Raw genomic sequence first — 24,277 nt, 5'->3', positions numbered from 1 at the left:
CTACCGGGACCGGATGCCCGTGCAGCCGGGCTGGGAGATCGTGACCCTCGGCGAGGGCGGCACGCCGCTGCTCCCGGCGCCGGAGCTCTCGGACCGCACCGGCTGCGAGGTGTACCTCAAGGTCGACGGTGCGAACCCGACCGGTTCGTTCAAGGACCGCGGCATGACGATGGCGGTCACCGCCGCGCTCGCCGAGGGGAAGAAGAGCGTGCTGTGCGCGTCGACCGGCAACACGTCGGCCTCCGCGGCCGCCTACGCCGCCCGCGCCCGGATGACCAGCGCCGTCCTCGTCCCGCGGGGCAAGATCGCGCTCGGCAAGATGGCCCAGGCCGTGGCGCACGGCGCCCGGATCCTGCAGATCGACGGCAACTTCGACGACTGCCTGGAGCTCGCCCGCAAGACCTCGGCGGACTACCCGGCGATCGCGCTCGTCAACTCGGTGAACCCGACCCGCATCGCGGGCCAGGCCAGCGCCGCCTACGAGATCTGCGACGCGCTGGGCCGGGCCCCGGACGTCCACTGCCTGCCGGTGGGCAACGCGGGCAACATCACCGCGTACTGGAAGGGCTACCGCGCCTACCACGCCGACGGCCTGGTCCAGGCGCTGCCGCGGATGTTCGGGTTCCAGGCCGCCGGCGCCGCCCCGCTCGTGCACGGCGCGCCGGTGAAGAACCCCGAGACGATCGCGACGGCCATCCGGATCGGCGCCCCGGCCTCCTGGAACGGCGCGGAGACCGCCCGCACCGAGTCGGGCGGCCGGTTCGCGGCCGTCACCGACGACGAGATCCTGGCGGCGCACCGCTTCCTGTCCGCGAAGGAGGCCGTGTTCGTGGAGCCGGCGTCCGCGGCCAGCGTCGCGGGGCTGCTGCAGTCCTCGGCGGACGGCTCGCTCGCGCCCGGGCAGCTCGTGGTGTGCACGGTGACCGGCAACGGCCTCAAGGACCCGGACAGCGTGCTGGCCACGGCGCCGGCGCCGGAGGTCGTGCCGATCGACCCGACTGCCGTCGCCGCGGCGCTCGAGCTCGCCTGATGGGACGCCCCACCGAGGTCCGGGTGCGGGTGCCGGCGTCGTCGGCGAACCTGGGGCCGGGGTTCGACTCGCTCGGCCTCGCCCTGTCCCTGTACGACGACGTCGAGGTGACGGCCACCACGGAGCCCGGTGTGCACGTCGAGGTCTCGGGTGAAGGCGCGGAACAGGTCCCGTGCGACGACTCGCACCTCGTGGTGCGGGCGATGCGCACCGCGTGGGCGATCTTCGGCGACGAGCCGGCGGGCATCCGGATGCGCTGTCGCAACGCCGTGCCGCACTCGCGCGGGCTGGGCAGTTCGGCGGCCGCCGCGGTGGCCGGCGCGGTGGCCGCCTGCGTGCTCTCCGGGCGCGAGCCGGAGCTCGAGCGCGAGGCGTTGCTGCAGGTCACGGCGGGGATGGAAGGGCACGCGGACAACGCGGCGGCCTCCCTGCTGGGCGGGTTCGTGATCGCCTGGGAAGAGGTCGGGAACACGTCCGCGCGCTTCCACGCCGTGCGTCTGGACACCCACGCCGGGATCGCGCCGGTCGCGCTCGTCGCGGGCCTCGAGTCCTCCACGAAGACGACCCGGGGTCTGCTGCCCGAGCTGGTGCCGCTGCCCGACGCGGCGTTCACCGGGAGCCGGACCGCGCTGAGCGTGCTGGCCTTCACCCAGCGGCCCGAGCTGCTCATGGCGGCCACCGAGGACCGGCTGCACCAGGGCTACCGGCGCCCGGCCTATCCGGCGTCCGCCGACCTCGTCGACGCCCTGCGCGCCGCGGGGACCCCGGCGACGATCTCCGGCGCAGGGCCGACGGTCCTCGCGCTCACGGCCGACGGCACGGTGCCGGCCGGTCTGGACCTCACCGGGTTCACGGTGCTGCCCCTGCCGGTGGACACCGTGGGCGCGCAGGTCGAGATCGCCTGAGCCACGGGCGGTTGAGATCTCCGACACGCCACCTCTGACCGGGGGTGTTGTTGCCGCGTGGCCGGGGACGGTCTACCCTCGGCGTCGCACGGCGATCCACGCGTCATCCGCGTGGCCTCTCGAGCCGGAACCCTCACTACAGCCCATGTGGTCGGATCCGGTCCGGACCGAGCGGCCTCTTCCCCGCGACCGTCGCACTGGTCGCCGCCCCTGCACATCTGCCGACGGCGGCTCATCTTCTCGTGCCGTCCCGGCGTCGTAGTCCGGCGGAAGAGCCGGGCGTGACGTGTGGAATCCGCTGGTCCGAGCATCCGCTACGGGCTGGTCAGGAAGGAAATTCGTGAGCGAGACCGATCTCGTCAGCACCCCCGGCACCGTGTCGCCCGAGGAGCCTGCCGCGCCGAAGAAGCGTGGCGGACTGTCCGGAATGGTCCTCGCCGACCTGCGCGCCCTCGCCGGAGAGCTGAACATCCCGGACATTGCCGGGATGCGGAAGGGCGATCTCATCGCCGCCATCAAGGAGCGCCAGAGCGGCGGCTCCACGGCGACGACGACAGCGCCCGCGCCCGCCAAGCGGGCCCCCCGCAAGACCCCGGTGGCCTCGGACCAGCTGCCCTTCGAGGCCGCGGACACCCCGAGCGCCGCCCCTGCCGCTGTCGCGGAGCCCGTCGAGGCGCCCGCCCCGGACCCCGGCCCGGCCCCCACCCGCCGCCGTCGCGCGGCGTCCCGCCCGGCCGGTGCGCCGGCCCCCGCGGCGGCCGAGCCCGCCGCCGAGACCCCGGCCGAGGCCCCCGAGGTCCGCGCCGAGCCCCTGGCCGAGGCGCCGGCCGAGTCCGGTACGAACGGCCAGGTCAACGGGCATGCCCCGGCCGCGGAGCAGGACGGCGAGGCCGAGGGCTCCCGCCGCCGGCAGACCCGCCGCCGCGCGGAGCGCGCCGCGGGCGAGCCGACCCAGTCCGACACGCTCGACGCCGTCGCCGCCAGCATCGGGGCCTCGGACAAGGAGCGCACGGACCGCCAGGACGGCCGGAACCGGAACGGCCGGAACAACGACGGCCGGAACAACGACGGCCGGGCGAACGACGGGCGCACCAACCGGAACGAGCGCACCGACCGCGCGGACCGCACCGAGCGGAACGAGCGCACGGACCGGAACGAGCGCACGGACCGCACCGAGCGCACGGACCGCAACGAGCGGGTCGACCGCAACGACCGCACGGACGAGGGGAACGCGAACCGGGGCGGCAACACCCGCAACGACCGCGACACCCGCGACCTGCGGGACGACGAGGACGACGAGGGCGACGGCCGCGGCCGTCGTGGCCGCCGCTTCCGGGACCGCCGCCGCGGTCGCGACCGCGACACCCGTCCGGGCGGCGGCACCGAGCGTGGCGTCGACACCGAGGTGCGGGACGACGACGTGCTGCTCCCGGTGGCCGGCATCGTCGACATCCTGGACAACTACGCCTTCGTCCGGACCAGTGGTTACCTGTCCGGCCCGAACGACGTCTACGTGTCGCTGTCCATGGTGCGCAAGCACGGTCTGCGCCGGGGCGACGCGATCACCGGCGCCGTCCGGCAGCCGCGCGAGGGCGAGCAGCAGCGCCAGAAGTTCAATCCGCTGGTGCGCATCGACTCCATCAACGGTGTCGACCCGGAGTCGGGCCGCTCCCGCCCGGAGTTCACCAAGCTCACGCCGCTCTACCCGAACGAGCGGCTGCGTCTGGAGACCGAGCCCTCGAAGCTCACCACCCGGGTCATCGACCTGGTGATGCCCATCGGCAAGGGCCAGCGCGCGCTCATCGTCTCCCCGCCCAAGGCGGGCAAGACGATGGTGCTGCAGTCCATCGCCAACGCCATCACCACGAACAACCCCGAGTGCCACCTCATGGTCGTCCTCGTCGACGAGCGGCCCGAGGAGGTCACCGACATGCAGCGGTCGGTGAAGGGTGAGGTCATCGCCTCGACCTTCGACCGCCCGCCGTCGGACCACACCGCCGTCGCCGAGCTCGCCATCGAGCGGGCGAAGCGGCTGGTGGAGCTGGGGCACGACGTGGTGGTGCTGCTGGACTCGATCACCCGCCTGGGCCGCGCCTACAACCTGGCGGCGCCGGCGTCGGGCCGGATCCTCTCCGGTGGTGTGGACTCCACGGCGCTCTACCCGCCGAAGCGCTTCCTTGGCGCCGCCCGCAACATCGAGGACGGCGGCTCGCTCACCATCTTCGCGACGGCCCTGGTCGAGACCGGGTCGACGATGGACACGGTGATCTTCGAGGAGTTCAAGGGCACCGGCAACGCCGAGCTCAAGCTCGACCGCAAGCTCGCGGACAAGCGGATCTTCCCGGCGATCGACGTCGACGCCTCCGGCACGCGGAAGGAGGAGCTGCTGATGTCCGCGGACGAGTTCGCGATCAGCGTCAAGCTCCGCCGGGTGCTGGCCGCGCTGGACCATCAGCAGGCGATCGACCTCGTGCTGGGCCAGCTCCGCAAGACCCGCACCAACATCGAGTTCCTCATGCAGGTCCAGAAGACCACGCCGGGGAACTTCGGCACAGGCGAGGAGTAGCGCGCCCCGACCGTCCGGCCCCGGTGGGAATCCCCGCCGGGGCCGGATGGTTGAATGGAGCGTCACGCATCCGGCTCCGGTTCACCTGCCCCGGCAGGACCCGGCGGCCGATCTTCGAGAGGAAACACCCCCATGCGCGAGGGCATCCACCCGCAGTACACCGAGACCCAGGTCTCCTGTTCCTGCGGCAACAGCTTCACCACCCGCAGCACGTCGACCAAGGACTCGCTGACCGTCGAGACCTGCTCGGCCTGCCACCCGTTCTACACGGGCAAGCAGCGGATCCTGGACTCCGGTGGCCGCGTCGCCCGCTTCGAGGCGCGCTACGGCAAGCGCGCTGCGGGCAAGGCAGCCGCCAACTAGCTCCGCCCACGGCGCCCGTTCCCCGCACCAGCCGGGAACGGGCGCCGTTCGCGTGTCGGGAGCCGACCCCGCGAGTCGGGACGCGGCTCCCGCGAGTCGGGAGCTGGTCCGCGCGAGTCGCGGTGTGGCTCGGCGCGAGTCGGGATCATGGTGAGGACGGGAGCAGGACGATGGCGGTGAGCGGCAGCCCGGTGGGCGTGGATGCGCTCGTGGACGAGTACGCCGAGCTGGAGAGCCGGCTCGCCGACCCGTCGGTGCACGCGGACACCGGGCTCGCCCGCAAGCTGGGTCGCCGCTACGCCGAGCTGGGCCCGCTCGTCGCCGTCGCCCGGGAGCTCGACTCCGCCCGGTCCGACGAGGCCGCCGCCCGCGAGCTCGCCGCCGAGGACCCGGCCTTCGCCGAGGAGGCCACCTCGCTGGCGGCGCAGATCCCCGCGCTGGAGGCGAAGCTCGCCGAGCTGCTCGTACCCCGCGACCCGCACGACGGCGACGACGTCGTCATGGAGGTCAAGTCCGGCGAGGGCGGCGAGGAGTCCGCCCTGTTCGCCGGCGACCTCGTGCGGATGTACACGCGCTACGCCGAGCGCCGCGGCTGGAAGGTCGACGTGCTCGACGCCGTCGACTCCGACCTCGGTGGCTACAAGGACATCACCCTGCTGCTCAAGTCGCGCGCCCCGACGCCGGACGGCGTGTGGTCCGCGATGAAGTTCGAGGGCGGCGTGCACCGCGTGCAGCGGGTCCCCGTCACGGAGTCGCAGGGCCGCATCCACACCTCCGCCGCCGGAGTCCTCGTCTACCCGGACACGGGGGAGGACGCGGAGGTCGAGATCGACGAGAACGACCTGCGGGTGGACGTCTACCGCTCCTCGGGCCACGGCGGGCAGTCCGTCAACACGACCGACTCGGCCGTCCGGATCACCCACCTGCCCACCGGGATCGTCGCGAGCTGCCAGAACGAGCGCTCGCAGCTGCAGAACAAGGCCCGGGCGATGGAGGTGCTGCGCTCGCGGCTCCAGGCGCTGCACGAGGCCGAGCAGGCCGCGGTGGCCTCCGCCGAGCGGAAGAGCCAGGTGCGCACGGTCGACCGCTCCGAACGGATCCGCACCTACAACTTCCCGGAGAACCGGATCTCCGACCACCGGGTCGGCTACAAGGCCCACAACCTGTCCACGGTCCTCGACGGCGAGCTCGACGACGTCGTCGCCGCCCTGCAGAAGTCGGAACGGGACGAGGCGCTCGCCGCCGCGGAGCAGGCGTGAGCCCCACCCCCCACGAGTCGGCACTTTCGGTAGGCCGAAACACACGTCTGCGACGTGGTACGGGCCTCGCGTGGGGAGCGCCGCGGCGTGCCGGCGGCCGGGGGCGCGGTGGGGCCGGCGCTCGGCCGCGGACTCCGCGTCGCGGTGGTCCGGCTCGGGGTCGGTCGTGACGCGGTTGCCGCTCCGGGTCGCGATCGCCGAGGCCGAGCGGGTGCTCGCCCAGGCCGGCGTCGAGTCCGCCCGGGTGGAGGCCGAGTTCCTCGCCGCGCACGTCGTCGGGGTGCCGCGCTCGCAGCTCGTGCTGCGCCCGCTCGTCGACCCCTCGCAGGTCGAGGCGCTGCAGGCCCTGGTGGCGCGGCGCGCGACCCGGGAGCCCCTGCAGCACGTGCTCGGCACCGCGGTCCTCGGGCCCGTCGAGGTGGCCGTCGGGCGCGGCGTGTTCACGCCCCGCCCCGAGACCGAGCTCCTGCTCGAATGGGGGCTCAAAGAGCTCGCCGGCGTGGCGAACCCGCTGGTCGTGGACCTGTGCACCGGTTCGGCGGCGCTCGCCCTGGCGTTCGCCGCGAGCCGGCCGGACGCCGTCGTCCATGCCGTCGAGGTCGATCCCGCGGCGCTGACCTGGGCGCGGCGGAACACGGCGGACAGCCGGGTGGTGCTGCACGCGGGGGACATCCGGACCCCGGACCTGCTGCCGGAGCTCGAGGCCCGCGTCGACCTGGTGGTGTGCAACCCGCCGTACGTCCCGCTGGGTACCCCGGTCCCGCCCGAGGTGGCGGAGTGGGACCCGGCGATCGCGGTGTTCGGCGGGGAGGACGGGCTCGACCTGGTCCCCGCCGTGATCGAGACGGCCGCGACCCTCCTGCGCTGGGGCGGTGGCCTGGCGATCGAGCACGACGACACCCATGCCGACGCCGTCCCCGCCCTGCTGCGCCGCCGGAGCGTGCTGACGGACGTGCAGGCCCACACCGACCTCGCCGGCCGCCCCCGCTTCGCCACCGCCCGCCGCACCCACCCCCCGACCTGAGCGAACGGCCCTCTCGCTCCCGCGAGTCGCGCCCTCGCGCTGCGCGACTTGCGCCCTCATCCCGCGAGTCGGCACTTTCGGGAGGCCGAATCACACATCTGCGACGTCCGCCCGCGGCGTCGACGGCCCCGTTCGGCCGCACGACCACGCCGGTCCCAGGGGTCCGGGCAGCGCCTGTCGGGTGCGGTCGTAGGGTGCGGGCGTGACCGCTCCGACCGTGCCCGTCTACGACTGCTCCGATCCCGACACCCGTGTCGAGGGCCTCGCCGCCGCGGCTCGCGCGGTGCGCGCGGGGCAGCTGGTCGTGCTGCCGACGGACACGGTCTACGGCATCGGCTGCGACGCGTTCTCCTCCGCGGCGGTCCGCTCGCTGCTCGCGGCGAAGCACCGCGGCCCGGACATGCCGGTCCCGGTCCTGCTCGGCTCCTGGTCGACGATCGACGGCCTGGTCCTCGGGGTCCCGCCGCAGGCCAGGGCACTGATCGAGGCCTTCTGGCCGGGCGCGCTGTCGATCGTGCTGCCGCACGCGCCGTCGCTCGCCTGGGACCTCGGCTCCACCAAGGGCACCGTCATGCTGCGCATGCCGTTGCATCCCGTGGCCCTCGAGCTGCTGCGTGACGTGGGCCCGATGGCGGTCTCCAGCGCCAACATCTCCGGCCGCCCGCCCGCCGCGACCGCGGCGGAGGCGATGGACCAGCTCGTCGACACGGTCGCCCTGTACCTCGACGGCGGCCCCTCCGGCGAGCCCGTCGCCTCCACCATCGTCGACCTGACGGGAAACAGCCCCCGGGTCCTCCGTGAGGGCGACGTGACCAGGGCGGATCTCGCCGAGGTCCTGGGCGTCGAGGTCCCCCTCGGCTGAGGTCCCGCCCCTCTCCCGGGTGATCACCAGGACGTCACTGCTGTTCGATCATGGAAAACTCGCGGTGAGGTCCTTCTCGGCGCTCTCGAGCATGATCATCAGGGCGTCGGAGCTGTGTGGGCCTCGGTTGCGGTGATCATCAGGACCTCAGCGCCCCCACCTGGTGATCATCAGGACCTGACCGCCGTCGCGGCGCGGTTCCCGGCGTCGACTTTCCCCGTTTCGCCACGGGCTGCGAGCCGGTCGGGAAGCGTGGCGCCATGCTCGACGCACCCTTCCGCGGATCCGACGCCGTCGCGTCCGGTCTGCTCACGCCCGGCGCCCTGCGCGGACATCGCTTCGTCCGCGTCTTCCCGGACGTCTACGTCCCCGCCGACCTCCCGCTGACGTTCGAGGTCCGCTCCCGCGCAGGCCACGTCCTGACCGAACGCCGCGGCGGTGTGCTCGCCGGATACTCCGCGGCCGTCCTCCTCGGGGCGTCGTGCGAGCCGCGCGGTGCGCCCGCCGAGGTGATCGTCCCGTCGCACGTCAGGAGGGTGCCTGGCCTGCTGTCGCGTCAGGGCGACGTGGACCCGGCCGAGCGGGTCGCGATCGGATCGGTGCCGGTCACCTCGCGTTTCCGGACGGCCTGGGACCTCGCCCGCCGGCTCCCGCTGCTCGACGCCGTGGTCGCCGTCGACGCGCTCGCCCGCCCGGCCCGCCCGGGCCGTCCGCCGCGCTTCGATCCGCTCGACCTGCTGGACCGGCGGACGAGCAGTCCGGGAGCGCGCGGCTGTCGTCGGCTCGACGAGGTCGTCGTCCTCGCCGATCCGCGCGCGGAGTCCCCGCCCGAGACGCTGATGCGGCTGGCGCTGGTGTTCGCCGGGTTGCGGCCCCGGGTGCAGCACGAGCTGCTCGACGCGCGCGGTGACGTCGTCGCGCGGTTCGACCTGGCGTTCCCGGAGGTGCTCCTCGCCGTCGAGTACGACGGCGAGGACCACGACGACACCCTCGACCGGGCACGTGACCTGCGGACGGGTGCGTTCGGCTGGCACACGATGCGCTTCCGGGGCGCGGACGTGCTGAGCCGTCCCGACCGGATGGTGGCCCTCGTCGAGGCGCAGATCCTGCACCGGCGGGGACTGCCGGACGTCGAGCGCGCCTCCCGAGCAGCCGCAGCGTCCTGGTGATCACCGGACAGGGCGGCGCCGATGTCCTGATGATCATGTCGTGGCGCGCCGAGAAGGACCTCACCGCGAGTTTTCCATGATCGAACAGCAGTGACGTCCTGATGATCACCGAAGCGGGACGCTGATGTCCTGATGATCAACGTGCGGGAGCGCTGAGGTCCTGGTGATCATCCAAGGCTGGGGAGGCCGGCGTCCGCGGCGAGGGCGGTGGCGACCTCGTGGAAGTACTTCTCGTGGTCGACCACCACGTTGTGGGTGTGGCCGAAGAGCTCGAAGCTGATCGCGCCGAAGAGGCCCGACCAGGCCTGGACCACACGCGTCCCCAGGTTCGTGTCCTCGGGGAGGCCGAGGTCGGCGAGCAGGCCGGGCAGGATGATCGCCTCGTCGTCGCCGGGGGCGGCGGTGATCGCGCCCGAGGCCAGGCCGTCCCGGAGGATGCCCGCGAGGAGCAGCGCGACCCGTCCGGCGGGGCCGGTGGTGTCCTGCGGCGCCGAGTAGCCCGGCACCGGCGAGCCGTAGAGCAGCGCGTACTCGTGCGGCCGGGCGAGCGCCCACTCCCGGGCGGCGGTGAAGACGGCCAGCCAGCGGCCGAGCAGGTCGGAAGCCGGCACCGCCGCGGCGGCCCGCTCGGCGGCCTCGCCCAGAGCGTCGTACCCCTCGATGATCAGCGTGGTGAGCAGGTCGTCCCGCGAGGGGAAGTAGCGGTAGACGGCCGAGGACACCATGCCCAGCTCCCGCGCGACCGCCCGGAGCGAGAGCGCCGCGGCGCCCGAGGTGCCGAGGTGGGTGCGCGCGACCTCGACGATCTCCGCGGTCAGCTGGGCCCGCACGCGTTCGCGGGCGGTGCGGGGGGCGGAACGCTCGGCCATCCGGCCACCGTACAGAGCACCGCACTCGAATGCGAGCACTGATCGCAGGAAATCGGGCGAGGGTCACGTCCGGACGGTCGGAACCCGCAGGTAGCCTGGTCCATCGTGAGCGAGCGTAGCGACATCCCGTTCTGGGGCCCGGACTTCGGCGCCCTGCAGGCCCAGGACCCCGAGATCGCGGGCGTGGTCCTCGACGAGCTGGAGCGCCTGCGCGGCGGACTGCAGCTCATCGCGAGCGAGAACCTCACCAGCCCGGCCGTGCTCGCGGCGCTCGGTTCCACGCTGAGCAACAAGTACGCCGAGGGGTACCCGGGCCGCCGCTACTACGGCGGCTGCCAGGTCGTCGACGTCGCCGAGGAGATCGGCAACGCGCGGGCCAAGGAGCTGTTCGGCGCGGAGCACGTCAACCTGCAGCCGCACTCCGGCGCGAGCGCCAACCTGGCCGCCTACGCCGCCTTCGCGAAGCCGGGCGACACCGTGCTGGCCATGGACCTCAAGCAGGGCGGCCACCTCACCCACGGCTCGAAGGTCAACTTCTCCGGCCTGTGGTTCAACGCCGTGAGCTACACCGTCCGCGAGGACTCCGAGCTCATCGACTACGACCAGGTCCGGTCGCTCGCGCTCGAGCACAAGCCGAAGATCATCATCGCCGGCGCGACCGCCTACCCGCGGCTGATCGACTTCAAGCTCTTCCGCGAGATCGCCGACGAGGTCGGCGCCAAGCTCATGGTCGACGCGGCGCACTTCATCGGCCTGGTCGCGGGCAAGGCGATCCCGTCGCCGGTGCCGTTCGCGGACGTCGTCACGGCCACCACGCACAAGGTCCTGCGCGGCCCGCGCGGCGGCATGATCCTGACCCGCGCGGAGCACGCGAAGGCGATCGACAAGGCCGTCTTCCCGTTCTCGCAGGGTGGCCCGCTGATGCACGCGGTCGCCGCCAAGGCGGTCGCGATGCGCGAGGCGGCCCAGCCGGAGTACCAGGCGTACGCCACCCAGGTGATCGCGAACGCCCAGGCGCTGGCCAAGGGCCTCGAGGCCGAGGGCATGCGGGCCGTCTCCGGTGGCACGGACACCCACCTCGCGCTGATCGACCTGCGCCCCATCGGCGTCACGGGCAGCGAGGCCGAGGCCCGGTGCGACCTCGCGCGGATCACGCTGAACAAGAACGCGATCCCGTACGACCCGGCGCCGCCGATGAAGCCGTCGGGCATCCGGGTGGGGTCGCCGAGCACCACCACGCAGGGCATGGTGGAGTCGGACATGGCCGAGGTCGCGAGCCTGCTGGCCCGCGCGGTCAAGGCCGAGCACGGCACCGAGGCGGGGGACCGCGAGCTGCGGGACGTCGCCGAGTCGGTCGGCGCGCTCGTCGCCCGCGCCCCGGCGTATCCGCGCGGCTGACAGCCAACAGATCGGCAGGGCACGTGGTCATCGCCCAGTCCCAGTTCGGCCTCGGGCTCCCGATCCGGGAGTACCTGCTGGTCGGGCTGGTGGCTGCGGTGGTGACCTTCCTGCTGGTCGGGCTCGTGCGGGTGCTCGCGCTGCGGCTCGGCGCCGTGGCGTGGCCCCGCGGCCGGGACGTGCACGTCACGCCCACCCCGCGCTGGGGAGGGCTGGCGATGCTCGGCGGCGTGCTCGGCGGGATCGGGCTCGCCGCCCAGCTCCCGGCGCTGCGGCTGGCCTTCGACTACTCGCGTGACGTGCAGGGCGTCCTGCTCGCGGCCGTCCTGCTCGTCGCCGTCGGGGCCCTGGACGACCGCTTCGAGCTCGACGCGATCACCAAGCTCGCCGGCCAGACGACGGCGGCGGGTGTGCTCGTGCTGTTCGGTGTCCAGTTCTCCGTGTTCTGGATCCCGTGGGGCGGCGGCGGCACCGGCATCTCCGGGTCGATCCTCTCCCTCGGCCCCGAGCAGGGCGTCGTCCTCACGGTCGTGCTCACGTTGGCGCTGGTCAACGCCATGAACTTCGTCGACGGCCTGGACGGGCTGGCCGCCGGCATCGGGCTGATCGCGGCGGTCGCGACCGGGATCTTCGCCATCGGCCTGGTCAAGCAGAACGGCAACGACGCGGCCGCGTACCCGCCGGCGCTGATGGCGTCCGTGCTGGCCGGGGCCTGCCTCGGGTTCCTGCCGCACAACTTCAACCCATCGCGCATCTTCATGGGCGACTCGGGCTCGATGCTGATCGGGCTGATGCTGGCGGCGGCGACCACGAGCGCGTCGGGCCGGATCCCGATCACCACCACGACGGACGGCACGGACGTCCTCGCGCTGTTCGCGCCGCTCATCGTGCTGCTGGCGGTCGCCTTCGTGCCCCTGCTGGACCTGCTCATGGCGGTCGTGCGCCGCACCCGGAACGGGACGAGCCCGTTCTCCCCTGACAAGATGCACCTGCACCACCGCCTGCTGGAGATCGGCCACAGCCACCGGCGCGCGGTGCTGCTGATCTACCTCTGGGCGGGGGTCCTCGCGTTCGGCGCGGTGGCGCTCGCCCTGATCAACGACCCGGCCTTCGTCCTGTGGGCGGTCGCGATCGGTCTCGGGGTGGCGGTCCTCGCCTCGGCCGTCCCGCGGGCGCGCGCCGCCGGACGCCGCGCCGGGCCGACCGGGGTGGACGGGTCACCGGCGGCGCCGCCGGTGCGCCCGGGGCCCCAGACGCGGAGATGACCTCATGACCGAGCCCGACCGAACCGACCCCGGCAGGACCGACCCCGGCAGGATCGACCCCGGCAGGACCGAGGCCGACAGGAGCGAGGCCGGTACCGCCGAGCCCGGCGCCCCTGCCGCTGCCACCGAGGCCCCGCACGTCCGGACCGTCCTGCTGCTCGCCCGGGCCATGCAGCGCAACGCCGTCGTCCTGGGCGTGCTCGCGAGCATCGTCGCCCTCGTGCTGAGCCTGGTCCTGCGCGGCACGTCCGGCCTGGTCGGCGCCGTGATCGGGGTGGCGATCGGGCTGGGCCTCGGGTTCATCGGCACCGGTGTCATGAAGGGCACCGCGCGGGCCACCCCGGGCGGGGTGATGATCGGCGCGATGGCCTCGTTCGCCGGCAAGTTCGTCGTCCTGCTGGTGTTCCTGCTGATCTTCCGCGGCACCACCCTCTTCGACGCCCGGACGTTCGCCTTCAGCCTTCTGGGTGTGACGGTGGCGTGGATCGCGGGCGAGGTCGTCGGTTTCATCCGGGCCAAGGCGCCGTCCGTCGACGTGTAGGGAGTGTCCGCGCTGGTGGCGGCCACCGTCGGCTGGGCCGAACGGGTGAATGCCGAAACCTGTCCGAGGTGTCCCAAACGTCCGTGAGCGCGGTCTCATCGCGACCTCGGTCACACCGGTTCGACAACTTCTACAAGCGATAGAGCGACGTCGGGGCCCTGTGGCGGCGCCGGACGGTGACGAGGGTTGCTCCGGCGGCCGTCACGGCAGGTCGTACCGGGTAAGTAGGTCGTAACTCGGCTGATAGGGTCCCTCGTGATGGAGCAGGAACAGCCACGGAAGGCGAGCGGGGCGCCGGGGGATCCGGCGAAGAAGACGCCGCCCGCCGCCGAGGCCTGGACCGCCCTGTCGCACCTCATCACCGGGATCGTCCTCTTCGGGGCGATCGGGTGGGGGGTGGATGCGCTGTTCGACATACGGGGCTTCACCGCCGCCGGCCTCCTGGTCGGCGCGGCGGCCTCGATGTACTTGATCTACGTCAGGTACGTTAAGTCCTGATCGTCTCGATTCCGTGAGGTCCGGCCCCCGGGCAGCGGAACCGAAAGGAGCATTGGGTGACCACGACGGCCACCGCCCCCGCACCGGGATTCGAGTCCCCGGGGGTCGCGGACTTCCAACTGCCGCCCGTTTTCGGACCGGTGACGAAGCCGGTGCTGGAGCTCGTGCTCGCGGCGATCCTCATCGTCGTCTTCTTCCGGCTCGCGGTGCGCAAGCCCGCGCTCGTCCCCGGCAAGATGCAGTTCCTCGGCGAGTCCTTCCACGGCATCGTCCGCAACTCGATCGCGCGGGACATGATCGGGCCGAAGTTCCTCGGCTACGTCCCGTTCCTCACCGCGCTGTTCGCCTTCATCCTGGTGAACAACCTGTTCGGCATCGTGCCGTTCATCCAGTTCCCCACGTTCTCCCACCCGGGCGTGCCCTACGCGCTGGCCGGACTCGTGTGGATCATCTACACGGTCGTCGGCGTCCGGCACCACGGTTTCGGCGGGTACATGCGGATCTCCACGTGGCCGCCGGACGTGCCCTGGTGGGTCCGGATCGTGCTCACGCCGATCGAGTTCCTGTCGAACATCATCCTGCGGCCGGTGACCCTGTCGCTGCGACTCTTCGGCAACATGTTCGCGGGCCACCTCCTGCTGCTGCTCTTCACCCTCGGCGGGGAGTACATGCTCTTCACCGCGGGCGACTGGCAGCTGAAGGTGCTCAGCCCGTTCGCCTTCCTGATGGCGATCGTCTTCACGTTCTTCGAGGCGTTCGTGCAGGTCATCCAGGCGTACATCTTCGTCATGCTCACGGCGTCGTACATAGGCACCGTCCTCGCGGACGACCACTAGGTCCCGTCGAGTCCTCCTCAAGAGACCCTTCGGAACCGCGGGCCTACCGCGGGCCGGATCGAAAGGAAATGCGACATGGTCACCGGTAACCTGAACGCCATCGGCTACGGCCTCTCGGCCATCGGCCCCGGTATCGGCGTCGGTATCGTCTTCGCCGCCTTCATCAACGGCGTGGCCCGCCAGCCGGAGGCTCGCGGCCAGCTCCAGGGCATCGCGTTCATCGGCTTCGCGCTCTCCGAGGCGCTGGCGATCCTGGGCCTGGTGCTCGCCTTCGCGCTCTAGTCGCCCCCGGTCCCTGGTGAGGCGGAGGAACACGCCATGAAGTTCATCGCTGCGGAGGAGCTCAACCCGCTCGTCCCGCACCTCGTCGAGATCATCGTCGGTCTCGTCGCGTTCGGTCTGCTGTTCTGGATCCTCGCGAAGACTGTCTTCCCGCAGTTCGAAAAGCTCTACGCCGAGCGGACCGACAAGATCGAGGGTGGACTCAAGCGCGCCGAGGAGGCCCAGGAGGAGGCGGCTGCCCTCAAGAAGCAGTACGAGGACCAGCTCGCCGGCCTCCGTGCCGAGGCGGCCCGCATCCGTGACGACGCCCGCGCCGAGGGGCAGCAGATCAAGGCCGAGCTGCGCGCCGAGGCCGAGTCGGAGGCCACGCGCATCCGTGAGCGGGCCGACGAGCAGATCGCGGCCCAGCGCCAGGCCGCGGAGCGGTCGCTGCGCGGCGAGATCGGCGGCCTGTCCGCCCAGCTCGCCGAGCGGATCATCGGGGCCGAGCTCACGGACCCGACCCGTCGTTCCGCGACGGTCGACAGCTTCCTCGCCGAGCTCGACGGCATGACGCCGCGGCAGGCGTCGAGCAGCGCCGGGGCCCACTGATGGCACTCGTCCTGCAGGCCACCAGCCGTGAGTCCCTGGCCGCGGTCGCCGGGCGGTTCGAGACCCTTCTCGAGCCGCTGGCCGCGGGGGACCGGCAGAAGCTGGGTGAGGAGCTGTACGCCGTCACCCGGCTGCTGGTCGCCCAGCGCGGCCTGCGCCGGGCGCTGTCCGACCCGGCGACGACGGGGGAGCAGCGCACCACGCTCGCGCAGGGGATCCTGGGCGGGAAGGTGGCGCCGGCGACCCTCGAGTCGGTCGGCGACCTGGTCTCGCTCCGCTGGTCCGGGCCCGGTGACCTCATCGAGGCCACCGAGTCGCTGGCCCGCACGGCGCTGCTGGCCGCGGCCGAGAAGCAGCGCGCCCTCGACGACGTCGAGGACCAGCTGTTCCGGTTCGGCCGGATCCTGGAGCGCGAGCCGCAGCTGCTCACGCTGCTCGGCGACGAGGACCAGCCCGCGGACAAGCGCGTCGCCCTCCTCGACTCGGTGCTGGGCACGAAGGTCTACCCGGTGACCGCGGCACTGCTGCGGGACCTGGTGCGGACCCCGCGCTCGCGGCACCTGGACGTCGCCGCGGAGGAGCTCTCCGAGCTCGCCGCGGCCCGGCGCAACCGGTCGGTCGCGCACGTGCGGACGGCCGTCGCGCTGTCCCCGGCGCAGGAACAGCAGCTCACCTCGTCCCTCACCCGGATCTACGGGCGGGACATCGCGCTGCAGGTGGAGCTCGACGAGAGCCTCCTGGGCGGCATGGTCATCAGGGTCGGCGACGAGGTCATCGACGGCAGCGTGAGCGGCAAGCTCGCCGCCGCCCGTCGAGCGATCCCCAGCTGACCAGCGAGAAGTTCGAAGAGAAGGAACAGACGACAGCCATGACAGAGCTGACGATCTCCCCGGAGGAGATCCGGAGCGCGATCTCCAGCTACGTCTCGTCGCTGGAGACCGGCACGTCCCGCGAAGAGGTCGGGACCGTCTCGGACACCGGTGACGGCATCGCCCACGTCGAGGGCCTGCCCTCGGCGATGACCAACGAGCTCCTCGAGTTCGGCGGCGGCGTGCGGGGTGTCGCGCTGAACCTGGACGCGCGCGAGATCGGCGCGGTCATCCTCGGCGACTACGCCGGCATCGAGGAGGGCCAGGCCGTCAAGCGGACGGGCGAGATCCTCTCGGTGCCCGTGGGCGACAACTTCCTCGGCCGGGTCATCGACCCGCTGGGCACCCCGATCGACGGGCTCGGCGACATCGAGGCCGAGACCCGCCGCATCCTGGAGCTGCAGGCCGCGGGCGTCATGGACCGCTCCGAGGTCCGCGAGCCGCTGCAGACCGGCATCAAGGCCATCGACGCCATGACGCCGATCGGGCGCGGCCAGCGCCAGCTGATCATCGGCGACCGCAAGACGGGCAAGACCGCCGTCTGCGTCGACACGATCATCAACCAGAAGCAGAACTGGGAGTCGGGCGACCCGACGAAGCAGGTCCGCTGCATCTACGTCGCCATCGGCCAGAAGGGCTCGACGATCGCCGGTGTCCGGCAGTCGCTCGAGGACGCGGGCGCGCTGGAGTACACGACGATCGTCGCGGCTCCCGCCTCCGACCCGGCCGGCTTCAAGTGGCTCGCGCCCTACACCGGTTCGTCGCTGGGCCAGCACTGGATGTACCAGGGCAAGCACGTCCTGATCGTCTTCGACGACCTGTCCAAGCAGGCCGAGGCCTACCGCGCGATCTCGCTGCTGCTGCGCCGCCCGCCGGGCCGCGAGGCCTACCCGGGCGACGTCTTCTACTTGCACTCCCGCCTGCTGGAGCGTTGCGCGAAGCTCTCCAAGGAGCTCGGCGCGGGCTCGATGACCGGCCTGCCGATCATCGAGACCAAGGCGAACGACGTGTCGGCGTACATCCCGACCAACGTCATCTCCATCACCGACGGCCAGGTCTTCCTGGAGTCGGACCTGTTCAACCAGGGTGTACGGCCGGCCATCAACGTCGGTATCTCGGTCTCCCGGGTCGGCGGCTCGGCGCAGATCAAGGCGATGCGGTCGGTCTCCGGCTCGCTGCGCCTGGACCTGTCGCAGTACCGCGAGCTGGAGGCCTTCGCGGCGTTCGGCTCGGACCTCGACGCGGCCTCGGCCGCGGCGCTGGGTCGTGGTGAGCGCCTCGTCGAGCTGCTGAAGCAGGCGCAGTACGCGCCCTTCGCGGTCGAGGAGGAGGTCGTCTCCATCTGGCTCGGCACCACCGGGCAGCTGGACACGGTGCCGGTCGGCGACGTCGGCCGCTTCGAGACGGACTTCCTCGCGCACGTGCGGCGCAACCACGAGGGCGTCTTCGCGGAGATCCGGGACACCGGCCTGCTGAAGGACGAGAACGTCGAGCGCCTGCAGAGCGTCGTCGACGACTTCAAGAAGAACTTCACCGCCTCGGACGGCTCCTCGGTCGTCAAGGACGTCAAGGCGGAGGCCCTCGAGGCCGACGCGGTCGACCAGGAGACGGTGAAGGTCAACAAGCCGGCGCCGGCTTCGAGCTGACGGGTAGGGACCCATGGCGGCACAGATCCGTGTGCTGCGGCGGCGGATCAGGTCGACGCAGTCCATCAAGAAGATCACCCGGGCGATGGAGCTCATCGCGACCTCGCGGATCGCGAAGGCGCGGGCCCGGGTGGACGAGGCGAAGCCCTACGCCGAGCAGATGACGGCGGTCCTCACCGAGCTGGCCTCCAACTCGGCGCTGGACCACCCGCTGCTCGTCGAGCGCGACAACGCCAAGCGGGCGGCGGTCCTGGTCGTGACCAGTGACCGCGGCCAGTGCGGCGGCTACAACTCGAACGTGCTCAAGGAGGCCGAGCAGCTCCAGTCGCTCCTGCGCGAGCAGGGCAAGGAGCCGGTCCTCTACGTCATCGGGCGCAAGGGCGTGAACTACTACCGGTTCCGCCGCCGCCCCGTCGCCGCCTCGTGGACGGGCTTCTCCGAGCAGCCCACCTACGAGAACGCGGCCGAGGCCGCCCGCGAGCTGGTCGGCGCGTTCATGGCCGGTGCGGACGACGAGGGCGACGGTCCCGGCGAGGACGGCATCCTCGGCGTCGACGAGCTGCACCTCGTCTACACCCAGTTCCAGAACATGGTGACCCAGGTGCCGCAGGCGCGGCGGATGGCGCCCATGGAGGTCGAGTACGCCGAGGTGGACACCGTGGCGGGCGAGCCCGAGCCGGAGCGGGCGGCAGCCTCCGCGGATGCGCCGAACGGCCTGTACGAGTTCGAGCCGAGCGCCGAGGTGCTGTTCGACGCGCTGCTCCCGAAGTACGTCGGGGCGCGGCTGTTCGCGGCCCTGCTGGAGTCGGCGGCGAGCGAGTCGGCGAACCGGCAGCGGGCCATGAAGGCCGCGACGGACAACGCGAACGAATTGATCCGTACCCTGACACTGGAGGCCAACCAGGCCCGCCAGGCACAGATCACCCAGGAGATCAGCGAGATCGTCGGTGGCGCCGACGCTCTTGTGACCGCAGGAAGTGAGAGCTGATGACCGCCACTGCTGATATCCCTGCCAACGCGGCTACCAGGGTTGGCCGGGTTGTCCGGGTCACCGGCCCGGTCGTCGACGTCGAGTTCCCGCGCGGCCAGGTGCCGGAGCTCTACAACGCCCTCACCGTCGAGATCGAGTTCGGCGAGCTGTCGAAGACGCTGACCCTGGAGATCGCCCAGCACCTGGGCGACAACCTGGTCCGCGCCATCTCGATGCAGCCGACGGACGGCCTCGTCCGCGGTCAGTCGGTGACGGACCTCGGCCGCCCGATCTCCGTCCCCGTCGGCGACCAGGTCAAGGGGCACGTGTTCAACGCGCTCGGCGACTGCCTCGACGACAAGGACTTCAAGCCGACCGGTGAGCTCTGGGGCATCCACCGCAAGGCGCCGAACTTCGACCAGCTCGAGGGTCGCACCGAGATGCTGGAGACCGGCATCAAGGTCATCGACCTCCTCACCCCGTACGTCCAGGGTGGGAAGATCGGCCTGTTCGGCGGTGCCGGCGTCGGCAAGACGGTGCTCATCCAGGAGATGATCACCCGTGTCGCCAAGAACTTCGGTGGTACGTCGGTGTTCGCCGGGGTCGGCGAGCGCACCCGTGAGGGCAACGACCTCATCACGGAGATGACCGAGTCCGGCGTCATCAACGACACCGCGCTCGTCTTCGGTCAGATGGACGAGCCGCCGGGCACGCGTATGCGGGTCGCGCTCTCGGCGTTGACGATGGCGGAGTACTTCCGTGACGAGCAGAACCAGGACGTGCTGCTCTTCATCGACAACATCTTCCGGTTCACGCAGGCCGGCTCCGAGGTCTCCACGCTGCTCGGCCGCATGCCGTCCGCCGTCGGTTACCAGCCGACCCTGGCGGACGAGATGGGCGAGTTGCAGGAGCGGATCACCTCGACCCGTGGCCGCTCGATCACCTCGATGCAGGCGATCTACGTGCCCGCGGACGACTACACCGACCCCGCGCCGGCCACGACCTTCGCCCACCTGGACGCGACGACGGAGCTCTCCCGCCCCATCTCGCAGAAGGGCATCTACCCGGCGGTCGACCCGCTGACCTCCACCTCGCGGATCCTGGACCCGCAGTACATCGGCGACGAGCACTTCCGCGTCGCCAACGAGGTCAAGCGGATCCTGCAGAAGTACAACGACCTGCAGGACATCATCGCCATCCTCGGCATCGACGAGCTGTCCGAGGAGGACAAGCAGCTCGTCGGCCGGGCGCGCCGCATCGAGCGCTTCCTGTCGCAGAACCTGCTGGTCGCCGAGCAGTTCACCGGCCAGCCGGGCTCGACGGTCCCCCTCAAGGAGACCATCGAGTCGTTCGACAAGATCGCCAAGGGCGAGTTCGACGACGTGCCGGAGCAGGCCTTCTTCCTCTGCGGTGGTCTCGAGGACCTCGAGAAGAACCGCAAGAAGCTCGAGGGCTGACATGGCTGAGATGACCGTGGAGCTCGTCGCGGTCGAGCGGCGCCTCTGGTCGGGGCAGGCGAGCTTCGTGCTCGCCCGCACCACCGAGGGCGACCTGGGCATCATGCCCGGTCACGAGGCGACGCTCGCCCAGCTCGAGGAGGCCGGCGTCGTCCGGATCGACCCGGTCGACGGCGCTCCGCTCACGATCGCGGTGCACGGCGGCTTCCTCGCGATCGGCCCGGAGACGGTGTCGATCCTGGCGGAGTTCGCCGAGCTCGCGGACGAGATCGACGTGCGGCGGGCGCAGTCCGCGCTCGATCGCGCGAAGGGCGACGAGCCGGCCGAGGCGGCGGCACGCAAGCGGGCCGAGGCACGGCTCAGAGCGGCCGACGCCGCGACGGCCGGCTGACACGAAAGACGCGCGAGAAGCAGTGGCCGGGACCGTGGCGATCGTCATCGGAATCGTGCTGCTGCTCGCGTGTCTGCTGCTGGGCTGGCTCGCCGTACGGCGGGTACGACTCATGCGGGGCGGCGGTGTGGACCTGTGTCTGCGCCGCCGTTTCGCTGTCACGGACTGGCATTTCGGCGTCGGCCGGTACCAGGGCGACGAGTTCGCCTGGTACCGGCTGACGAGCTTCCGGCTCGGCCCGACGGTCGCGATCGACCGCACCGAGCTCGAGATCCTGGACCGGCGGGATCCCCTGCCCTCGGAGTCCTTCGCCATCCCTCTCGCGGCCTCCGTGCTGCGGTGCCGGGGGGACGACGGCAAGGACGTGGAGCTGGCGATGTCCGGCGACGTCCTGACCGGTTTCCTGGCCTGGCTGGAGGCCGCGCCCCCCGGCCGCGGCGGCTACCGCCAGGCCAGCTGACGCCGCGGGTTAGGGTCGTCGCGTGGCTGTGCACCTCACGCGGATCTACACGAAGACCGGCGACGACGGGACGACGGCGCTCGGCGACTTCTCGCGGGTGCCGAAGACGGACGTGCGGCTCGCGGCCTATGCCGACACGGACGAGTGCAACGCCGCCATCGGGGTGGCCGTCACCGTCGGGCAGCTGGAGGAACGGCTGCTGGTGCCGCTGCGCCAGATCCAGAACGACCTGTTCGACGTCGGCGCGGACCTGTGCGCACCGATCGTCGAGAACCCGGAGTACCCGCCGCTGCGGGTCGAGGAGCGGTACGTCACCCGCCTCGAGGGCTGGTGCGACGAGTTCAACGAGGACCTGCCCAAGCTGGCCTCGTTCATCCTCCCCGGCGGCACCCCCGGCGCGGCCCACCTGCACGTGGCGCGGACGGTGGCGCGGCGCGCCGAGCGCAGCGTCTGGGCGCTCCTGGAGCAGGACGCCGAACGGACGAACCCGCTCACCGCCAAGTACCTGAACCGCCTGTCGGATCTGCTGTTCATCCTCGGGCGGTGCGCCAACCCCGCCGGCGATGTGCTGTGGCAGCCGGGCGGTCCGGAGGCGGGCCGCTGAACGGCGGGTCGCCGGAAGATCGCTCCGGGAGGGCGATACCGTCGCTCATCGTGACGGAGCATTTCGCGGTGCGTGGCGGGGCCCGGCTCTCGGGGACCGTCGACGTGGTCGGGGCCAAGAACAGCGTCCTCAAGCTGATGGCGGCGGCGTTGCTGGCCGAGGGCACCACGACGATCACGAACTGTCCGGAGATCCTCGACGTGCCGCTCATGGCGGACGTGCTGCGCAGCCTCGGGTGCACCGTCGACGTCGCCGGCGACACGGTGACCATCGACGTGCCGCGGGAGCCCGGCTCCCAGGCGGACTACCGCTCGGTGTCGAAGCTGCGGGCGTCGGTCTGCGTGCTGGGCCCGCTCGTGGCCCGCTGCCGCAAGGCGATCGTGCCGCTCCCGGGCGGGGACGCGATCGGGTCCCGTCCGCTGGACATGCACCAGAGCGGCCTGCGCAAGCTCGGCGCGACCACCGAGATCGAGCACGGCCGGGTCGTCGCGCAGGCGGACGACCTGCACGGCGCCCAGATCTGGCTGGACTTCCCCAGCGTCGGCGCCACCGAGAACATCCTGATGGCGGCCGTCCTGGCCGAGGGCACCACGATCATCGACAACGCGGCCCGCGAGCCCGAGATCGTCGACCTCTGCGTGATGCTGCAGCAGATGGGGGCGATGCTCGAGGGCGTCGGCTCCTCCACGCTGACGGTGCACGGGGTGCGCGGGCTGCGGCCCACCAGCCACCGGGTCATCGGGGACCGGATCGTGGGCGCCACCTGGGCGTTCGCGGCCGCCATGACGCGCGGCGAGGTGACGGTCCGCGGTGTGGACCCGCACCACATCGATCTGGTGCTCGACAAGCTGCGCAGCGCGGGTGCCGAGACGACCGTCGGCGAGCAGGAGTTCTCGGTGTCGATGGGTGGGCAGCGCCCCCGGGCCGTCGACTTCGTGACGCTCCCGTACCCCGGCTTCGCCACGGACCTGCAGCCCATGGCGATCGCGCTGACCGCGGTCGCGCAGGGCACCTCGATGATCACCGAGAACGTCTTCGAGGCCCGGTTCCGGTTCGTCGACGAGATGGTCCGGCTCGGCGCGGACGCCCGCACGGACGGCCACCACGCCGTGATCCGCGGCGTCGAGCAGCTCTCCAGCGCGCCCGTGTGGGCCAGCGACATCCGGGCCGGCGCGGGTCTGGTGCTGGCCGGCCTGTGCGCCGAGGGCGTCACCGAGGTCTGGGACGTCGACCACATCGACCGCGGCTACCCCCGCTTCGTGGAGAACCTCCGCTCCCTGGGCGCGGACGTCGAGCGGGTGACGGCGGACCCGACCCGCTAGGCGTCCGTCCGGCCCTGCGGGGTGGCTCGGTTGCCGCAGCGGCTCCCGATCGTGTGAGCCGTACGGCGGCACAGGGTCACCGGCGCGGTTCGAGCGACCCCGAATGGGGCATACCTCCGCCGACCCGATCCGACGGAGGACCCATGTCGAAGTCCGAGCCCGCCCGAGCCGTGCGCGGCGTCGCCGAGAAGGCCCGGGACGTGCTCCCCTCGGGGCACGACGCCCGGCGCGTCGGGCGCAGTGGGCCCGTGAGGAAGGGGGCCCGGGCCGGGATCGCGGCCAACGGCGTCCTCCACCTGCTGATCGCCTGGCTGGCGCTGCAGGTCGCGATCGGGGGCGGGGGACAGGCGGACCAGAGCGGCGCGTTGTCGACGCTGGCCCAGCAGCCCTTCGGCCGGGTGTTCCTCTGGGTGCTGTTCGTCGGGTTCGTGTGCGTGGTCATCTGGCGGCTGACGACCGCGCTGTTCGGCTTCGGGTACGTCGACGACGACAAGAAGAAGCTGCTCAAGCGCCTGACGAGCGCGGGGCAGGGGATCGTGTACGCCGGCCTGGCGGTGCTGACCGTCAAGACGGCCGTCTCCGGCCGCTCCGAGGGCGGCGGGGGCGGCAAGGCGACCGCGGGCCTGCTCGGGCTGCCCGGCGGCCAGGTGATCGTGGCGGTCGTGGGCGTCGGCATCGTGATCGGCGCGGGCGTGATGGCCTGGAACGGCTGGAAGAAGAAGTTCACCGAGGACCAGGATCTGTCCGGCGCGGACCACCGCGCCCGTACGGCCGACGAGCGCAGCGGTCAGATCGGCTTCATCGCGAAGGCCGTGGCGCTCGGGGTGCTGGGCGTGCTCGTGGTGTCGGCCGCGGTCAAGTTCGACCCGCAGGAGGCCAACGGCCTGGACAGCGCCCTGAAAACCCTTGCGGCGCAACCCTTCGGCGTGGTCCTGCTGATCGCGGTGGCGATCGGGATCGCGGCCTACGGGGTCTTCTGCTTCTTCGACGCGAGGTACCACCGCGTCTGAGGCGCTCGGGGTGACATGCGTCCTCGCGTGCGTGGTTTGCTGTGCGATAGGACGTGCATCGCGTACTTTTCCATGCAGACAGGTGTGACA

General features: G+C 71.9%; 25 protein-coding genes. 24 read left to right on the top strand and 1 reads right to left on the bottom strand.

Translation table 11 applies throughout. The features are described from left to right. Positions 1 to 13: 13 nt before the first annotated feature. The 8 genes from thrC (at position 14) to ABD324_RS32640 (ending at position 9,178) form a co-directional block, all read left to right on the top strand. Positions 14 to 1,030: a threonine synthase gene (thrC, locus tag ABD324_RS32675; RefSeq protein WP_344427530.1), complete on the top strand. Its 1,017-nt coding sequence runs from the start codon at positions 14 to 16 to the stop codon at positions 1,028 to 1,030. After that, positions 1,030 to 1,935: a homoserine kinase gene (gene thrB / locus ABD324_RS32670; protein WP_344426171.1), complete on the top strand. Its 906-nt coding sequence runs from the start codon at positions 1,030 to 1,032 to the stop codon at positions 1,933 to 1,935. Before thrC ends, thrB begins: the two co-directional genes overlap by 1 nt. Before the next feature lie 340 nt (positions 1,936 to 2,275). After that, positions 2,276 to 4,501 carry a transcription termination factor Rho gene (gene rho / locus ABD324_RS32665; RefSeq protein ID WP_425565955.1) on the top strand — a complete coding sequence of 742 codons (2,226 nt, stop codon included), beginning with the start codon at positions 2,276 to 2,278 and terminating at the stop codon, positions 4,499 to 4,501. Positions 4,502 to 4,633: 132 nt separating this feature from the next. Beyond that, positions 4,634 to 4,864: a 50S ribosomal protein L31 gene (rpmE, locus tag ABD324_RS32660; protein ID WP_344426168.1), complete on the top strand. Its 231-nt coding sequence runs from the start codon at positions 4,634 to 4,636 to the stop codon at positions 4,862 to 4,864. A gap of 176 nt (positions 4,865 to 5,040) precedes the next feature. Next, positions 5,041 to 6,123, top strand: a complete 1,083-nt coding sequence (gene prfA / locus ABD324_RS32655; protein WP_344426165.1) for a peptide chain release factor 1 — start codon at positions 5,041 to 5,043, stop codon at positions 6,121 to 6,123. Positions 6,124 to 6,289: 166 nt separating this feature from the next. Further along, positions 6,290 to 7,147 carry a peptide chain release factor N(5)-glutamine methyltransferase gene (prmC, locus tag ABD324_RS32650; protein ID WP_344426162.1) on the top strand — a complete coding sequence of 286 codons (858 nt, stop codon included), beginning with the start codon at positions 6,290 to 6,292 and terminating at the stop codon, positions 7,145 to 7,147. 202 nt (positions 7,148 to 7,349) lie between these two features. Beyond that, on the top strand, positions 7,350 to 8,009 hold the full coding sequence (locus tag ABD324_RS32645) for an L-threonylcarbamoyladenylate synthase (RefSeq protein ID WP_344426159.1): 660 nt from the start codon (positions 7,350 to 7,352) through the stop codon (positions 8,007 to 8,009). A gap of 260 nt (positions 8,010 to 8,269) precedes the next feature. Continuing rightward, positions 8,270 to 9,178 carry an endonuclease domain-containing protein gene (locus tag ABD324_RS32640; RefSeq protein WP_344426156.1) on the top strand — a complete coding sequence of 303 codons (909 nt, stop codon included), beginning with the start codon at positions 8,270 to 8,272 and terminating at the stop codon, positions 9,176 to 9,178. Positions 9,179 to 9,345: 167 nt separating this feature from the next. Here the strand turns inward: ABD324_RS32640 and ABD324_RS32635 are convergent, their stop codons facing one another. Next, a complete protein-coding gene (locus tag ABD324_RS32635) occupies positions 9,346 to 10,047 on the bottom strand; it encodes a TetR/AcrR family transcriptional regulator (protein WP_344426153.1) in 702 nt (233 codons plus the stop codon). Between the two features lie 105 nt (positions 10,048 to 10,152). On the opposite strand from ABD324_RS32635, the gene ABD324_RS32630 reads away from it, so the two are divergent. The 16 genes from ABD324_RS32630 (at position 10,153) to ABD324_RS32555 (ending at position 24,187) form a co-directional block, all read left to right on the top strand. Further along, on the top strand, positions 10,153 to 11,445 hold the full coding sequence (locus ABD324_RS32630; protein WP_344426150.1) for a serine hydroxymethyltransferase: 1,293 nt from the start codon (positions 10,153 to 10,155) through the stop codon (positions 11,443 to 11,445). A gap of 29 nt (positions 11,446 to 11,474) precedes the next feature. Further along, positions 11,475 to 12,710 carry a glycosyltransferase family 4 protein gene (locus tag ABD324_RS32625; protein WP_425565968.1) on the top strand — a complete coding sequence of 412 codons (1,236 nt, stop codon included), beginning with the start codon at positions 11,475 to 11,477 and terminating at the stop codon, positions 12,708 to 12,710. Positions 12,711 to 12,714: 4 nt separating this feature from the next. Further along, positions 12,715 to 13,251 carry a Cg1360 family ATP-synthase-associated protein gene (locus tag ABD324_RS32620; protein ID WP_344426145.1) on the top strand — a complete coding sequence of 179 codons (537 nt, stop codon included), beginning with the start codon at positions 12,715 to 12,717 and terminating at the stop codon, positions 13,249 to 13,251. A 258-nt stretch (positions 13,252 to 13,509) separates the two neighbouring features. Further along, on the top strand, positions 13,510 to 13,749 hold the full coding sequence (locus ABD324_RS32615) for an AtpZ/AtpI family protein (protein ID WP_344426140.1): 240 nt from the start codon (positions 13,510 to 13,512) through the stop codon (positions 13,747 to 13,749). 56 nt (positions 13,750 to 13,805) lie between these two features. Continuing rightward, a complete protein-coding gene (gene atpB, locus ABD324_RS32610; RefSeq protein ID WP_344426137.1) occupies positions 13,806 to 14,585 on the top strand; it encodes a F0F1 ATP synthase subunit A in 780 nt (259 codons plus the stop codon). 75 nt (positions 14,586 to 14,660) lie between these two features. Next, positions 14,661 to 14,867 carry an ATP synthase F0 subunit C gene (atpE, locus tag ABD324_RS32605; RefSeq protein ID WP_344426134.1) on the top strand — a complete coding sequence of 69 codons (207 nt, stop codon included), beginning with the start codon at positions 14,661 to 14,663 and terminating at the stop codon, positions 14,865 to 14,867. A 36-nt stretch (positions 14,868 to 14,903) separates the two neighbouring features. Continuing rightward, positions 14,904 to 15,458 carry a F0F1 ATP synthase subunit B gene (locus ABD324_RS32600; protein ID WP_344426131.1) on the top strand — a complete coding sequence of 185 codons (555 nt, stop codon included), beginning with the start codon at positions 14,904 to 14,906 and terminating at the stop codon, positions 15,456 to 15,458. Further along, complete coding sequence (locus ABD324_RS32595) at positions 15,458 to 16,288, top strand: F0F1 ATP synthase subunit delta (protein ID WP_344426128.1); 831 nt, start codon at positions 15,458 to 15,460, stop codon at positions 16,286 to 16,288. Before ABD324_RS32600 ends, ABD324_RS32595 begins: the two co-directional genes overlap by 1 nt. A 38-nt stretch (positions 16,289 to 16,326) precedes the next feature. Further along, on the top strand, positions 16,327 to 17,973 hold the full coding sequence (gene atpA / locus ABD324_RS32590) for a F0F1 ATP synthase subunit alpha (RefSeq protein WP_344426126.1): 1,647 nt from the start codon (positions 16,327 to 16,329) through the stop codon (positions 17,971 to 17,973). Between the two features lie 13 nt (positions 17,974 to 17,986). Continuing rightward, complete coding sequence (locus ABD324_RS32585; protein WP_344426123.1) at positions 17,987 to 18,961, top strand: F0F1 ATP synthase subunit gamma; 975 nt, start codon at positions 17,987 to 17,989, stop codon at positions 18,959 to 18,961. Continuing rightward, positions 18,961 to 20,400: a F0F1 ATP synthase subunit beta gene (gene atpD / locus ABD324_RS32580; protein WP_344426120.1), complete on the top strand. Its 1,440-nt coding sequence runs from the start codon at positions 18,961 to 18,963 to the stop codon at positions 20,398 to 20,400. Before ABD324_RS32585 ends, atpD begins: the two co-directional genes overlap by 1 nt. Position 20,401: 1 nt before the next feature. Beyond that, a complete protein-coding gene (locus tag ABD324_RS32575; protein WP_344426118.1) occupies positions 20,402 to 20,791 on the top strand; it encodes a F0F1 ATP synthase subunit epsilon in 390 nt (129 codons plus the stop codon). 34 nt (positions 20,792 to 20,825) lie between these two features. Then, the gene (locus ABD324_RS32570) at positions 20,826 to 21,251 is read left to right on the top strand and encodes a DUF2550 domain-containing protein (protein WP_344426115.1); all 426 of its coding nucleotides are present in this window, start codon (positions 20,826 to 20,828) and stop codon (positions 21,249 to 21,251) included. A 22-nt stretch (positions 21,252 to 21,273) separates the two neighbouring features. Then, a complete protein-coding gene (locus ABD324_RS32565) occupies positions 21,274 to 21,855 on the top strand; it encodes a cob(I)yrinic acid a,c-diamide adenosyltransferase (RefSeq protein ID WP_344426112.1) in 582 nt (193 codons plus the stop codon). A gap of 50 nt (positions 21,856 to 21,905) precedes the next feature. Beyond that, positions 21,906 to 23,177, top strand: coding sequence for a UDP-N-acetylglucosamine 1-carboxyvinyltransferase (gene murA / locus ABD324_RS32560; RefSeq protein ID WP_344426109.1), 1,272 nt, complete (start codon positions 21,906 to 21,908; stop codon positions 23,175 to 23,177). 143 nt (positions 23,178 to 23,320) lie between these two features. Next, complete coding sequence (locus ABD324_RS32555) at positions 23,321 to 24,187, top strand: DUF1206 domain-containing protein (protein WP_344426108.1); 867 nt, start codon at positions 23,321 to 23,323, stop codon at positions 24,185 to 24,187. Positions 24,188 to 24,277 lie beyond the last annotated feature (90 nt).

Origin of the sequence: Pseudonocardia ailaonensis (genome assembly GCF_039531635.1) — a bacterium.
Lineage (GTDB): Bacteria > Actinomycetota > Actinomycetes > Mycobacteriales > Pseudonocardiaceae > Pseudonocardia > Pseudonocardia ailaonensis.
The sequence above is the reverse complement of the archived record's forward strand: the minus strand, read 5'-3'. Positions and strand labels throughout refer to the sequence as shown.